This window comes from Mycobacterium sp. PS03-16 (assembly GCF_004570325.1).
Taxonomy (GTDB): domain Bacteria; phylum Actinomycetota; class Actinomycetes; order Mycobacteriales; family Mycobacteriaceae; genus Mycobacterium.
Genome location: NZ_SPQO01000003.1, coordinates 144,092 through 157,257, shown reverse-complemented (window position 1 = coordinate 157,257; position 13,166 = coordinate 144,092). Strand labels below are relative to the sequence as shown.

Annotated in this window: 13 protein-coding genes; 4 read left to right on the top strand and 9 right to left on the bottom strand. The window is 69.2% G+C overall.

The features are described from left to right. Nucleotides 1–130: 130 nt before the first annotated feature. The 3 genes from E4P42_RS03860 to E4P42_RS03850 are packed head-to-tail and all read left to right on the top strand — an operon-like array spanning nt 131 to nt 3,251. Nucleotides 131–484, top strand: a complete 354-nt coding sequence (locus tag E4P42_RS03860) for a molybdopterin oxidoreductase (RefSeq protein ID WP_135123190.1) — start codon at nt 131–133, stop codon at nt 482–484. Further along, nucleotides 484–2,952 carry a nitrite reductase large subunit NirB gene (nirB, locus tag E4P42_RS03855; RefSeq protein WP_135123188.1) on the top strand — a complete coding sequence of 823 codons (2,469 nt, stop codon included), beginning with the start codon at nt 484–486 and terminating at the stop codon, nt 2,950–2,952. Before E4P42_RS03860 ends, nirB begins: the two co-directional genes overlap by 1 nt. Beyond that, nucleotides 2,949–3,251, top strand: a complete 303-nt coding sequence (locus E4P42_RS03850; protein WP_135123186.1) for a Rieske 2Fe-2S domain-containing protein — start codon at nt 2,949–2,951, stop codon at nt 3,249–3,251. Before nirB ends, E4P42_RS03850 begins: the two co-directional genes overlap by 4 nt. Before the next feature lie 19 nt (nt 3,252–3,270). Here the strand turns inward: E4P42_RS03850 and E4P42_RS03845 are convergent, their stop codons facing one another. From E4P42_RS03845 to glnT, 5 genes are read right to left on the bottom strand one after another with little or no spacing between them, the layout of a single operon-like run. Beyond that, entirely contained in the window at nt 3,271–4,458 is a 1,188-nt protein-coding gene (locus E4P42_RS03845; protein ID WP_135123184.1) for an FAD-binding oxidoreductase, read from the bottom strand. Continuing rightward, nucleotides 4,455–5,810 (bottom strand): FMN-binding glutamate synthase family protein, encoded by a 1,356-nt coding sequence (locus tag E4P42_RS03840; protein WP_135123182.1) that lies wholly within the window; start codon nt 5,808–5,810, stop codon nt 4,455–4,457. Before E4P42_RS03840 ends, E4P42_RS03845 begins: the two co-directional genes overlap by 4 nt. Before the next feature lies 1 nt (nt 5,811). Beyond that, nucleotides 5,812–6,501, bottom strand: a complete 690-nt coding sequence (locus E4P42_RS03835; RefSeq protein ID WP_135123180.1) for a protein glxC — start codon at nt 6,499–6,501, stop codon at nt 5,812–5,814. Beyond that, nucleotides 6,489–7,385: a glutamine amidotransferase gene (locus E4P42_RS03830; protein WP_135123178.1), complete on the bottom strand. Its 897-nt coding sequence runs from the start codon at nt 7,383–7,385 to the stop codon at nt 6,489–6,491. Before E4P42_RS03830 ends, E4P42_RS03835 begins: the two co-directional genes overlap by 13 nt. A 35-nt stretch (nt 7,386–7,420) precedes the next feature. Beyond that, nucleotides 7,421–8,749 (bottom strand): type III glutamate--ammonia ligase, encoded by a 1,329-nt coding sequence (glnT, locus tag E4P42_RS03825; protein WP_135123176.1) that lies wholly within the window; start codon nt 8,747–8,749, stop codon nt 7,421–7,423. Nucleotides 8,750–8,954: 205 nt separating this feature from the next. Between glnT and E4P42_RS03820 the strand changes: the two genes are divergently transcribed. Beyond that, nucleotides 8,955–9,629 carry a sensor domain-containing protein gene (locus tag E4P42_RS03820; RefSeq protein ID WP_135123174.1) on the top strand — a complete coding sequence of 225 codons (675 nt, stop codon included), beginning with the start codon at nt 8,955–8,957 and terminating at the stop codon, nt 9,627–9,629. 12 nt (nt 9,630–9,641) lie between these two features. Here the strand turns inward: E4P42_RS03820 and E4P42_RS03815 are convergent, their stop codons facing one another. Genes E4P42_RS03815 through E4P42_RS03800 form a run of 4 tightly spaced genes read right to left on the bottom strand, consistent with a single transcriptional unit; the run spans nt 9,642 to nt 13,045 of the window. Then, complete coding sequence (locus E4P42_RS03815; RefSeq protein WP_135123172.1) at nt 9,642–10,031, bottom strand: universal stress protein; 390 nt, start codon at nt 10,029–10,031, stop codon at nt 9,642–9,644. Continuing rightward, nucleotides 10,028–11,569, bottom strand: a complete 1,542-nt coding sequence (locus E4P42_RS03810; RefSeq protein WP_135123170.1) for a tripartite tricarboxylate transporter permease — start codon at nt 11,567–11,569, stop codon at nt 10,028–10,030. Before E4P42_RS03810 ends, E4P42_RS03815 begins: the two co-directional genes overlap by 4 nt. Before the next feature lies 1 nt (nt 11,570). After that, nucleotides 11,571–12,101 (bottom strand): tripartite tricarboxylate transporter TctB family protein, encoded by a 531-nt coding sequence (locus E4P42_RS03805; protein ID WP_135123168.1) that lies wholly within the window; start codon nt 12,099–12,101, stop codon nt 11,571–11,573. Beyond that, complete coding sequence (locus E4P42_RS03800) at nt 12,098–13,045, bottom strand: tripartite tricarboxylate transporter substrate binding protein (protein WP_135123441.1); 948 nt, start codon at nt 13,043–13,045, stop codon at nt 12,098–12,100. Before E4P42_RS03800 ends, E4P42_RS03805 begins: the two co-directional genes overlap by 4 nt. Between the last annotated feature and the right edge of the window lie 121 nt (nt 13,046–13,166).

Below are 13,166 nucleotides of genomic sequence, written 5' to 3'. Positions count from 1 at the left end.
TTTCCGTGAGCGTTATCGGCACGAAAACGGTTGCTCACCGCACCCGGAGCCGCGCCGTGAGCCGCCGCGACCCCGAGACGAAGCGCGGCGGAAACGGCCCGGCAACATCGGCTGCCTACCGTCGCCAAGGGTGAGCGATGGAAGCGTTCCCCGATTCCTGCAGGGTCCCTTCGAGTTCGAGGGCAACGGCCTGGACAAACCGATGTCGGTCGACGCGTCACTGCGGTACGTGGTCCCCGCCGGTTCGGTGACCCAGCCCGTGTACTTCCGCGGCGGCAACTCCAGTGACGAGATGATCACCGTGGTGCTGTACCGCGACGGTACGCCGATGCGGTACTTCCCGATCGCCGCCAAGGGGGCCACCCATGTGGCACTGCGGGTGGTCGAGGACCTCCTCGGCGACACGGTGCTCGAGTTGTTCGTCGCCGCCCCCGTCGGCTGTGCGGGCACCGTGGTGGTCGATCTCGGTCTGGTGGAGATCTGATGGCCCGACGGCTGGTGGTGGTCGGCAACGGCATGGCCGGCGTCCGCGCCATCGAGGAGGTCCTGTCCCGCGGTGGTGGCGCTCTGTTCGAGATCACGGTGTTCGGCGACGAACCGTACGGCAACTACAACCGCATCCTGCTGTCGAATGTGCTGGCAGGCAGCGACGATACCTCCGAGATCTACCTGAACCCCGTCGACTGGTACGCCGACCACGGCATCGATCTGCGGGCCGGGGTGCGGGTGGTCAAGATCGACCGGTTCGCCCATCTCGTGCACGCCGACGACGGCACGGTGCTTCGTTACGACGACCTCATCCTGGCCACCGGTAGCCGGTCCTTCTTCCCGCCGATGACGGGGCTGTGGGCCGATGACAAGACGCTCACCGACGGGGTGTTCGGATTCCGGACGCTGGACGACTGCCTGGGCATGATTTACGAGGCCGAACACCGCACCAAGGCGGTGGTGATCGGCGGCGGACTGCTCGGCCTGGAAGCCGCGCGTGGACTGCAGAACCGCGGCCTGGCCGTCGACGTGGTGCACGCCGGGCCGGTGCTGATGAACGCCCAGCTCGACGACGCCGCGGGGGCGATTCTGCGGCGCTCGGTGGAGCGTCTCGGCATCACCGTGCACATGGCCAGACGCACCACCGAGGTCCGCACCGACGAGGCGGGCGCGCTGTGCGGCATCGTCTTCGCCGACGGCAGCGAGATCGCCTGCGACATGCTGGTGATCGCGGCGGGGATCCGGCCGAATGTCGGCCTCGCCCAACGTGCCGGGCTGACCGTCGAACGCGCGATCGTCGTCGACGACCACATGCGCTCGGTGGACGACGACCACATCTACGTCGTCGGCGAATGCGCCCAGCATCGCGGTCAGGTCTACGGGCTGGTGGCACCGCTGTGGGAACAGGCCGGCGTGCTGGCCGCCCATCTGACGGGCGCCGATCCCGCGGCCGCCTACCACGGGTCGCGCACCGCGACGAAGCTGAAGGTGGCCGGGGTCGACGTCGCCTCGATGGGCATCAAGACGCCCGAGCTGCCCGACGACGAGTTCGTGCAGTACTCCGAGCCACGGCACGGCGTGTACAAGACGATCGTGATCCGCGACAACAAGCTGGTCGGCGCGACGCTGCTCGGCGACGTCAGCAAGGTGTCGTTCCTGACCCAGGCGTTCGACAGCGGCCTACCGCTGCCCGACGAGCGGGTGTCGCTGATGTTCGACATCGGCACCCCCGACGTCGAGGTCGGCGTCGCCGAACTCGCCGACGACGCGCAGGTGTGCAACTGTAACGGTGTCAGCAAGGGTGCGCTCGTGGGGTGCGTACGCGACGGTGACACTTCGGTGGCGGGCGTGATGGCCAAGACCAGGGCGGGCAAGGGCTGCGGCTCGTGCAAGGAGCTGGTGGGCCAGATCGTCGAGTGGGCGGCCGGCGATGCGGTGACGGTGGATCCGTCCGCGTCGTGGTACGTGCCGGGCGTGCCGTACGACAAACCGACGTTGATGAGGCACATCCGGGAGCTCGAATTGCACTCGGTGTCCTCGGTGTTCGCCGCGCTGGCTCCGCACGGCAGGGTGGACGCCGGCTCCAAGATGGCGTTGGCGTCACTGCTGGAGACCATGTGGGCCGACGAGTTCGTCGACGAACGCGACGCCCGGTTCATCAACGACCGGGTGCACGCGAACATCCAGCGCGACGGGACGTTCTCGGTGGTGCCACAGATGAAGGGCGGTGTGACCAGTTCCTGGCAGCTGCGCCGGATCGCCGACGTCGCCGACAGATACGCGATCCCGATGATCAAGCTGACCGGCGGCCAGCGCATCGACCTGCTCGGGGTGCGCAAGGAGGATCTGCCTGCGGTATGGGCTGATCTGGACATGCCGTCGGGATACGCCTACGGCAAGAGCTTCCGCACGGTGAAGACGTGCGTCGGCACCGACTTCTGCCGCTACGGAGTCGGTGATTCGACGGCGCTGGGCATCGCGATCGAGGAGCGTTACCAGGGATTGTCCAGCCCGGCCAAGATGAAGCTCGCGGTGACCGGGTGCCCGCGCAACTGCGCCGAAGCGCTGTGCAAGGACCTCGGCGTGGTCGCGATCGAGGGTGGCCGCTGGGAGATCTACGTCGGCGGTGCGGCGGGAGCCCACGTCCGCAAGGGCGACCTGCTGGCCACCGTCGACTCGCCGGCGGAGGTGATGACGCTGACCGGGCGGTTCCTGCAGTACTACCGCGAAACCGCGAACTGGCTGGAACGCACGTACGCGTTCGTACCGCGCCTCGGGATCGACCGGATCCGCGAGATCGTGGTCGAGGACCACGACGGGATCGCCGCAGACCTCGACGCGCGGATGCAGCGCTCCGTCGACGCCTACCGCGACCCCTGGCGCGACGGCCGGGATCCGGTGACGGAAGGACAGTTCCGCTCGGCGCTGCCGCTGCTGCCGCTCCCCCAGGTGCCGGTGCGGTGAGCGTCGAGGTGGGCCGCACCGACGAGATCCCCGTCGGCGAGGGCCGCACGTACGCCGTGGACGATCAGCAGGTGGCGGTGTACCGGATGCGCGACGGGTCGCTGCGGGCACTGGCCGCGGTGTGCCCGCACCGCGGCGGCCCCCTGGCCGACGGACTGACCGACGACCGCGTGGTGGTGTGCCCTCTGCACAACTACGCCTACGACCTGTGCACCGGCGCCGAGGTGTCGGGCAGCGGTCTGTCGGTGCGCTCATACCGCGTGGCCGACGTCGACGGCACCATCCGGATCAGCACCTAGCCCGTTGCGTTCGACCCGCTCACCGCATCTCGCCCGCGCCCACGTACGGAAACCGGGTCGTGAGCAGGTCGCCCTCGGCGAAGCGGGTGAGCCGGAAGTCGGATTCGGGGATCTGCGGGTCGTTGCTGTATCCGTCGACCACCAGGTCGGCGACCAGGCGGCCGACCGCGGGCGCGATCTTGAAGCCGTGGCCGCTGAAGCCCGCCGCGACCACGAGCCCGTCGACACCGGTGCGCGAGATCACCGGGTTCCAGTCCGGGGTGACGTCGTAGCAGCCGGCGTAACTCGAGGTGATCGACGCGTCGGTGAACCCCGGGAAGCGGGTGCTGATCTTGTCGACGGTCAGGTCGATGAACGCCTCGTCGGCCCGGTTGAGGTAGCGGTCCGGGTCGGCGATCTCCAGATCGGCCAGGTCGGAGTTGCCGAACAGGATCTCCGAGTTCACGTCGGGCCGCACGTACTGCAGCGACACCAGATCGGAGAACACCGGCACGTCGCCCAGCTCGATCCCCGGGGACACCATCACGATCTGTTCGCGGTGCACCTGGATCGGGACGTCGATGCCGTACGGCTGCAGGAACGGTCGCGTCCATGCACCGGTGGCCACCACCACGGTGTCGGCGTGCATCTCACTGCCGTCGGCCAGCGTCACGCCGCGCACCCGGTCGCCGTCGATGAGCAGGCCGCGAACCTCGGAGCCCTGCCGCAGCCGGACACCGGCCGCCCGCGCCGACACGATGAAGGCCTGTGCGGTCTGGTAGGCGTCGCCGTAACCGCCGCGCGCCTCCCAGCCGAACGCGCCGAACGGTTCCAGATCGGCCCACGGCCACATCTTCGCGACCTCGGAGCGGTCGATCTCCTCGGTCTCGACCCCGACCGCGCGTTGGGCGACCAGCGATTTGCGCATGTTCTCGGCGTTCGCGTCGCTGACGCCGACGACGTAGCCGGTCTGGCGGAAGCCGATGTCGGTGCCGAAGATGTCGTCGGCCTTCTCGAACACCTCCAGACCGACGGTCGCCATGGCGGCCAGTGAGCTGACGCCGTAGTGGCACCGGACGATCCCGCTGGATTTGCCGGTCATGCCCGAGCCGACGGTGTTGGCCTCCAGCACCGTGACGTCGGTGTGACCGCGCTCGGCGAGCGCCCACGCCGCCGCGGCGCCCTCCAGTCCGCCCCCGACGATCACGACGCCGGCGGTCTCGCTCACAGCCCGGCTCCGGTCAGCCCGGGAATCCAGGTGGTGCCGGCCAGCGGGATCCGCGCCATGGCGGCCGATTCGATGGTGAGCGCGACGAGGTCCTCCGGTTCAAGGTGCAGCACATGGGCTTTGCCGCACGCGCGGGCGATGGTCTGGGCCTCCATGGTGAGCACGCGCAGGTAGTTGGCCAGGCGACGGCCCGCCGCGATCGGGTCCAGCCGCGCGGCCAGTTCCGGGTCCTGGGTGCTGATGCCCGCCGGGTCGCGGCCGTCCTGGAAGTCGTCGTAGAACCCGGCGGCGCTGCCCAGCTTCTCGTACTCCGCGGCATACTTCGGGTCGTTGTCGCCCAGCGCGATCAGCGCCGCGGTGCCGATCGCGACCGCGTCGGCGCCCAGCGCCAGCGCCTTGGCCACGTCGGCCCCGGTGCGGATGCCGCCGGAGACGATCAGCTGCACCCCGGTGCGGTGCATCCCGAGCTCGGACAGCGCCTGCACCGCCTGCGGGATGGCCGCCAGCGTCGGGACACCGACGTGCTCGATGAAGACGTCCTGGGTGGCGGCCGTGCCGCCCTGCATGCCGTCCACGACGACGACGTCCGCGCCGGCGTGCACCGCGAGTTTGACGTCGTAGTAGGTGCGGGTGGCGCCGACCTTGACGTAGATCGGCTTCTCCCAGTCGGTCAGCTCCCGCAGCTCGCTGATCTTGATGGCCAGGTCGTCGGGTCCAGTCCAGTCGGGGTGCCGGCACGCGCTGCGCTGGTCGATGCCCTGCGGCAGGGTGCGCATCCCGGCGACGCGTTCAGAGATCTTCTGGCCGAGCAGCATTCCGCCACCGCCCGGTTTGGCGCCCTGCCCGAGCACCACCTCGATCGCATCGGCCTTGCGCAGGTCGTCGGGGTTCATACCATACCGCGACGGCAGGTACTGGTAGACCAGGCTCTTGCTCTGCCCGCGCTCCTCGGGGGTCATCCCGCCGTCGCCGGTGGTGGTCGACGTGCCCACCTCACTGGCGCCGCGGCCCAGCGCCTCCTTGGCCTGCCCGGACAGCGCGCCGAAGCTCATCCCGGCGATCGTCACCGAGATATCCAGGTGTAGCGGATGTTTGGCGTGCCGGCCGCCGAGCACGACGTCGGTGCCGCATCGTTCGCGGTAGCCCTCCAACGGATACCGGGACATGGAGGCGCCCAGGAACAGCAGGTCGTCGAAGTGCGGCAGCTTGCGCTTGGCGCCCCACCCGCGGATGTCGTAGATGCCGGTCTCGGCGGCCCGCTGGATCCCGGCGATGGTCGCGCGGTCGAAGGTGGCCGATTCGCGCAGCCCGCGCCGCGCGCGGGTGTCGCTGTCGAAAGTGGGTTCGGTCATGTCAGTAGGCACTCGCATTGTCGACGTGGAAGTGGTACAGGGAACGGGCCGACCCGTAGCGGGTGTACGCGGCGGTGTCGTCGTCGTCGAAGCCGGCGGCCTTGAGCAGCTGGGCCAGCTCGGTGTGGTGTTCGTCGCGCATCTCCTTGGCCACGCAGTCCGCACCCAGCGAGTCGACCTCGCCGCGGACGTAGATCCGGGCCTCGTAGATCGAATCGCCCAGCGCCTCACCGGCGTTGCCGCGGATAACCAGGCGGCCGGCCTGGGCCATGAACGCGCTCATATGGCCGACGTTGCCGCCGACGACGATGTCGACGCCCTTCATCGAGATGCCGCACCGGGCGGCGGCGTTGCCCTCGATGACCAGCAGGCCGCCGTGCGCGGTGGCGCCCGCGGACTGCGAGGCGTTCCCGGTCACCCACACGCTGCCGCTCATCATGTTCTCGGCGACTCCGGTGCCGGCGTTGCCGGCGATCGTCACCTCGGCCTGCTTGTTCATCCCGGCCGCGTAGTAGCCGACGTGGCCGTCGACGGTCACCTTCACCGGGGCGTCGAGGCCGACGGCGACGTTGTGCGCGCCGGCCGGGTTCGCGATCGTGAACTCCCCGGCCAGTCCCGGCTGGTGCAGCGCCGAATTGATCTCGCGCAGCGGGGTTTCGGCGAGGTCGAAACGTCGGATCACCTGGTCCATGCGTACACCACCTCGGGTTCGGGTTCCCAGATCTGGGCCTGCGCGACGCCGGGCAGGCCGGCCAGCGCGCGGTATTCACTCGCCATCGCCACCCAGTCGGGGGTTTCGGCGATGACGGCCGGTTTGCACGCGATCGCGTCGCGGACCACCGCGAACGAGTCGCGGTTGGAGACCAGCAGCGTGTAGAAGCCGTCGAAGGTCGCGCACAGCTCCTTCAGCGCGGTCTCGACGTCGCGTCCGGACGCCAGCTGGTGAGCCACGAAGCGCGCCCCCACCTCGGTGTCGTTCTCGCTGTCGAACTGGGCACCGGCGGCGATGAGGTCCCGCCGGATGGTGGCGTGGTTGGCGAAGGACCCGTTGTGCACCAGGCACTGGCCCGGTCCGACCGCGTACGGGTGGGCACCCGACGGGGTGACCGCCGATTCGGTGGCCATCCGGGTGTGCCCGACACCCTGCCACCCGCCCGCCGACGCCAGCCCCCACTGCCGCGTCAGCTCTCGCGGGTGACCGACGCCCTTGAGCACGGTCAGGTCCTGCCCGAAGCCGGCGACCAGCGCGTCGGGGCAGACCTCGCGCGCGGCGGCCAGCAGCAGGTCGGTGTCGACGGCGGCGGACAGCTGGTAGGTGGCGCCGATCGGGGTGACGGTGACCGGGCTGTGCACGCGGGCCTCGGTGGCCGCGGCGATGTCCTCGGCGCTGTCGTGCACGCCGAGCAGCGACACACAGCCCTGGCCGGGCGGCGACCAGGTGGGGTCACCGTAGACCGCCACCCCCGCCGAATCTGCTCCGCGATCGGACATTTCGCCGAGCATCTCGGTGAGCAGCTGCCCCAGCCGCGGTCTGAGGTCGGGGTTACGCAGATGCAGCCCCACTATCCCGCACATACGTTGTCTCTCCTTCGTTCGGCGCGTCGGGCCGGTCAGAATGCCGTCAGGTACTGGTCGATCTCCCACGGCGACACCGCGCCGTGGTAGGCGAAGAACTCGTCGCGCTTGAGGCCGGCGAAGTACTCCGAGACGGTCGGGCCGTCGGCCAGGGTGTCCAGCACGCCGGCGACCACGGCGTCGGCGGCCAGGTCGTCGACGGCGTGCAGCAGCGTCGGCGGCAGCGTCGCGCGGCCGTCGGCGATGGCGCCGATCTCCCCCGGGTCGGCGCTGCGCTTGATGCCGTCGATGCCGGCGCCCAGCGCGGCGGCGATGGCCAGGTAGGGGTTGGCCGAGCCGTCGCCGCCCCGCAGCTCGATGCGCTGATCGTCGGGGACCCGGATGTAGTGCGTGCGGTCGTTGCCGCCGTAGGTCGCGGTTCGCGGCGCCCAGGATGCCCCGGAGGTGGTCGAGGTGGCGCCGGTGCGTTTGTAGGAATTGACCGTCGGCGCGATCAGCGCCTGCAGGGCGCACGCGTGGTCGAGCAGGCCGGCGATGAACCCGTACGCCGTCGCCGACAACCCGAGGCCGCGGGCGTCCTCGTCGACCGCGGGGAACACCGGATTGCCGCCGCTGGTCAGCGACAGGTGCAGGTGCAGGCCGCTGCCGGTGCGGTCGGCGAACGGTTTGGGCATGAACGTCGCGACCATGCCGCGTTCGGCGGCGATCATCGACAGCAGGTAGCGCAGCGTGATGACGCGGTCGGCGGTGGTCAGTGCGTCGGCGAACTGGAAGTTCTGCTCGAACTGGCCGTTGCCGTCCTCGTGGTCGTTGGCGTAGTTCGACCAGCCGAGCGTGTTCATCGCGGTCGAGATGGCTGTCAGGTGGTCGTACATCCGGGTCACCCCGCGCGCGTCGTAACAGGGTCGGGCGGCGGTGTCCGAGGCGTCGGCGGTGGTCAGGGAGCCGTCGGCGTTGCGGGTCAGCAGGAAGTACTCGACCTCGGCGCCGACCCAGGGCTCGAAGCCGGCGTCGGCCGCCTGCTGGATCAGGTTCTTGAGGATGTTGCGCGGCGCGAACGGCCACGGTTCGCCGTTGACGTGCGGGTCGCAGTGCACCAGAGCCAGGCCCGGTTTGACGAACGGGATCGGGGTGAACGAGGCGGGGTCGGGGATCGCGACGAGGTCGGGATCCTTCGGCGTCTGTCCCATCGCGCCCACCGCGTAGCCGGCGAAACCGGCTCCTGCGGTGGCGAGTTCGTGCATCGCCGACGCCGGCACCAGCTTTGCGCAGGGCTTGCCGACCAGGTCGACGAACAGCGCGAGCACGAACGTGGTGTCCGTGTCGCGGCAGAGGTCTTCGAGGGACGGGATGGTTGCCTCCATCGGCGCTCCATTTCACAGCAGGGAACAACGTTCACCAATATGAAACAGGGCCGATGTTACACAGAGATCACCCCGGGATGTCCCCGTGTGACGTTTTCACCCCACCCGCCGGCGGCCGATCCGTTATCAGAAAACCGGCGCATCGTGACCTCGACACGCCGCCGGATCGGTGTCCTCGATCGCCTCCGCGCCGCACCATTCAGGCATGCGCCATTCACTTGTCCTCGCGGGCATCTGTCTGCTGATCGCCGGGTGCGGCACCACGAGCAATGCCCAGACCACGACGCCCACCCGCACGCTGATCCCCCGTCCGCTGGTGGAACGGGAACTGTCCGGTCTGCTGCTGCTCCCCGAGGAGGCGGCCGCCGCGATGGGCGTGCCCGCGATGGTCGTCACCGAATCGCGCACCGAGATGGCCGACAACAGCGCGATCATGGAGCCGCGGGAATGCCTGGCCGTCGATGGCGCCGGCGAGGCGCTGGTCTACGCCGACAGCGGGTTCCGGGCCGAACGCGACGTCAGCCTCAACAACGGTGACGACTTCACCCACTACCTCAAGCAGGCGGTGGTGCTGTTCCCGTACGCCGAGAAGGCGCAGGCGTTCTTCGACGCCTCCGCCCAGCAATGGCCGGCGTGCCGCGAGTATTCGCACACCCAGAGTGGGTCGCAGTGGACGCCCGGGCCGGTCTCCAACGCCGACAACACGTTGAGCGTCACCGCCACCATGCGCGACGCCAGTGCGCCCGGCTGGGCGTGCGGCCGGGCGCTGGCGCTGCGCAACAACGTGATCGTCGACGTCAACACCTGCAGTGCCGATCCCGCCGATTCAGCCGTTCGGATCGCCGACCAGATCGGTGCGAAAATCCTTGCCGCCTGGTGACACCGGGGGCGGTCAGTCCGTCGGCTTGACCGCCAGGACCGGTTTCTGGCATTCGAGCAGCAGCCGCTGCGACACGCTGCCCAGGAGCAGCTTGCCGACCGGGTTGCGGTAGCGGATCCCGAGCACCAGCAGTTCGGCGTCGGGCCGGTCCATCACCCGCAGCAATTCCTCGGCGGCATCCACCCCGACCGGCTGGGTGAGCTCGTAGGGGACCCCGCATTCGGCGAGGCGCGCCTCGACGTCGTGCACCTCGTCCTCCCGGGCGAAGCGGGGATCCACGTAGGACTCCCCCGAGGTGGCGTTGACCACCAGCAGGCTGGTGTCGCGGCGTTTGGCCTCGGTGATGCCGTGTTCGAGGGCGGCCCGGCCGAACCGGTCTGCGCTGTAGCCGATGACGATCACTGGTGCACCGCCTTCTCACGCTGGTCACGGTCGTCTTCGACGATCAGGAGCGTCTCCTCGCTGCGGTGCATCAGCCGCAACACCAGCGGCATCAGCAGCAGGATCGCCATCAGGATGTAGGTGATGATCGCGACCGGCTCGGTGAACAGACTCGACCAGTCGCCGCCGCCGAGCTGCAGGCTCTGGCGCAGTTGGCGTTCGATGCGCGGTCCGAGGATCACGCCGATGATCAGCGGGAGCACCGGAAGGCCGAAGCGGCGCATCATGAGCCCGAGCAGACCGAAGATCAACAGCAGCGCGAGGTCGAGCGGCTGGATGTTGACGGCCAGCGCCCCGAGGGTGGCGAAGAACAGGATGCCGGCGTACAGGTACGGCCGCGGGGTGCGCAGCAACCGGGCCCACAGCGGCGCCAGGGGCAGGTTGAGCAGCAGCAGCAACAGGTTGCCGATGAACAGGCTCGCGATCAGCGTCCAGATCAGCAGCGGCTCCTTCTCGAACAGCGTGGGGCCGGGCTGGATCCCGTAGGACACGAACGCGGTCAGCATCACCGCGGCGGTCGCGTTGGTGGGCAGGCCCAGCGACAGCATCGGCACCAGCGTGCCTGCGGCCGAGGCATTGTTGGCGGCCTCGGGACCGGCGACACCTTCGATGGCGCCCTTACCGAACTCCTCCTTGTGCTTGGAGAGCCGCTTCTCGGTGATGTAGCTCAGGAACGTCGGCAGTTCCGCGCCGCCGGCCGGCAGTGCCCCGAACGGGAAACCGTACGCGGTGCCGCGCAGCCACGGCTTCCAGGACCGCCCGAAGTCGCTGCGGCTCATCCACGGTCGCCCGACGGGGATCACGTCGGCCGGCCGCCGCCGCAGATGCGCCGCCACCCAGAGCGCTTCGCCGACGGCGAAGATCGCCACCGCGATCACCACGATGTCGATGCCGTCCGACAGCTGCGGCAGGCCGAACGTCGCGCGGGGCTGTCCGGTGAGGAAGTCGATGCCGACCACCCCGATCGCCAGGCCGAGGAACAGCGAGATCGCACCGCGCAGTTTCGAGGCGCCCAGCACCGCGGTGACGGCGACGAGCGCGAACACCATGATCGCCAGATACGACGGGGCACCGAGCGTCACCGCGAAGCGGCTGATCGGCGGGGCGAACGCGGCCAACAGCGCGGTGCCGATCGCACCCGCGACGAACGAGCCGATCGCCGCGGTGGCCAGTGCCTGGGCGGCGCGGCCGGCCTTGGCCATCTTGTTGCCCTCGATGGCGGTGATCACCGACGACGATTCGCCCGGGGTGTTGAGCAGGATCGACGTCGTCGACCCGCCGTACATGCCGCCGTAGAAGATGCCCGCGAACATGATGAACGCCGCGCTGGGGCTGACGTTGTAGGTCACCGGGAGAAGCAGCGCGACCGTCATCGCCGGCCCGATGCCCGGCAGGACACCGACCGCGGTGCCGAGCAGCACGCCGATGACGGCGTACAGCAGGTTCATCGGAGTCGCGGCCTCCGCGAAACCCGCAAGGAGCCAGTCCAGATTGTTCATGTCAGAGGATCCCGTCGAGAATGCCTGCGGGCAGCGGGATTCCGAGCCCGGAGTAGAACGCGTAGAAGCTGACGAGCGCGAGCACCAGCCCGATCGCGATGTTGCGGACCCAGTGCCGGTTGCCCAGGATGGCCGCCGCTCCGGAGAACAGCAGCGCACCGGAGATCACCCAGCCCAGCGGGATCACGGTCAGGATCACCACCACGAACAAGCCGACCAGCAGCCCCACCGTGCGCCAGTCACTCGGGGCGTCGGGGTCGACGTCCTCGCCGGCGTCGGCCTCACCGACCGAGCCGCGCGGGATCGCCACGGCCAGTACGACCGCCAGCGCGATCAGCACCACGCCGATGACGATCGGGAACAGCTTGGGACCGACCGGGTCCACCTTGGCGAATCCCTCGGTCAGGCTGGCCGCATCGACGATGAGGAACGCGCCGACGGCGACCAGCACCGCGCAGACCAGATACTGCGCCTTATCGATTCGCTTCTCGCCCGGCGAAGTCTCGCCGGTCACCGAGATGTCGTCGCTCATACCAGCCCCAATTCGGTCAGGGTCGACGAGACCCGGTTGTCCTGTTCGACGAGGAACTGCTCGAAGGCCTCACCGGTGACGAACGCATCGGTCCAGCCGTTCTCCACCAGCGCCTCCTTCCACTGCTCGCTGGCGTGCAGTTCCTCCAGCGCGCGCAGCATCTTCTGTTTGGCGTCCTCGGAGATGCCGGGCGGGGCCAGCACCCCGCGCCAGTTGGCGAAGGTCAGATCGACGCCGGACTCCTTGAGGGTCGGTGCGTCGATGCCCTCCACGCGCTCCTCGCTGGACACCGCGAGCACCCGCAGCTGCCCGGCCTCGATCTGGTCGATGAACTCGCCCGGGCTCGACGTGCCGACCGTGATCTTCTTGCCCAGCAGCGCGGTGAGCAGGTCACCGCCGCCGTCGTAGGTGATGAAGTTGACCTGACGCGGATCCACCCCGACGGCTTCGGCGGTCTCCATCGGGAACAGGTGGTCGGGTCCGCCGGGCGACGAGCCCCCGCCGATCGTCACCTGCGACGGGTCGGCCTTCCAGGCGGTGATGAAGTCCTGCACGGTCTGGAACGGCGAGTCGGCGGGGACGAAGATCGCGCCCGGATCCTCGATCAGCTTGGCCAGCGCGGTGGCGTCGGAGGCCTTGATGTTGGAGCCGTTGGTGTAGGTGGCGCCGACCACGCCGAGCCCCATCGTCATCATCAGGTCGTTGTTGCCACGCTCGTTCATCAGCCGGGCCATGGCGACGGTGCCGCCGGCGCCGATCACGTTGAACACCTCGATGCGCCCGGTGATGTCGGTGTCCTCCATGATCTTCACCGCGGTGCGCGCCGTCAGGTCGTATCCGCCGCCCGGGCTGTTGGGCACCATCATGCGCAGCCGGTGCAGACCCTGGTTCTCGTCCTCGCCACGGGTGACGCCGCACGCGGTCAGCAGCAGCGCGGCGATCATGGCGACGGCCAGTGCCTTCGGCAGTCCGGCCAGTCTTCGTTTCACTGTCGTCCCCAATCAGCGAGAGTGTGTGTGGAGCAATACTGGACCCGCGACGTGACGTGAGTCACTGATTCGGACG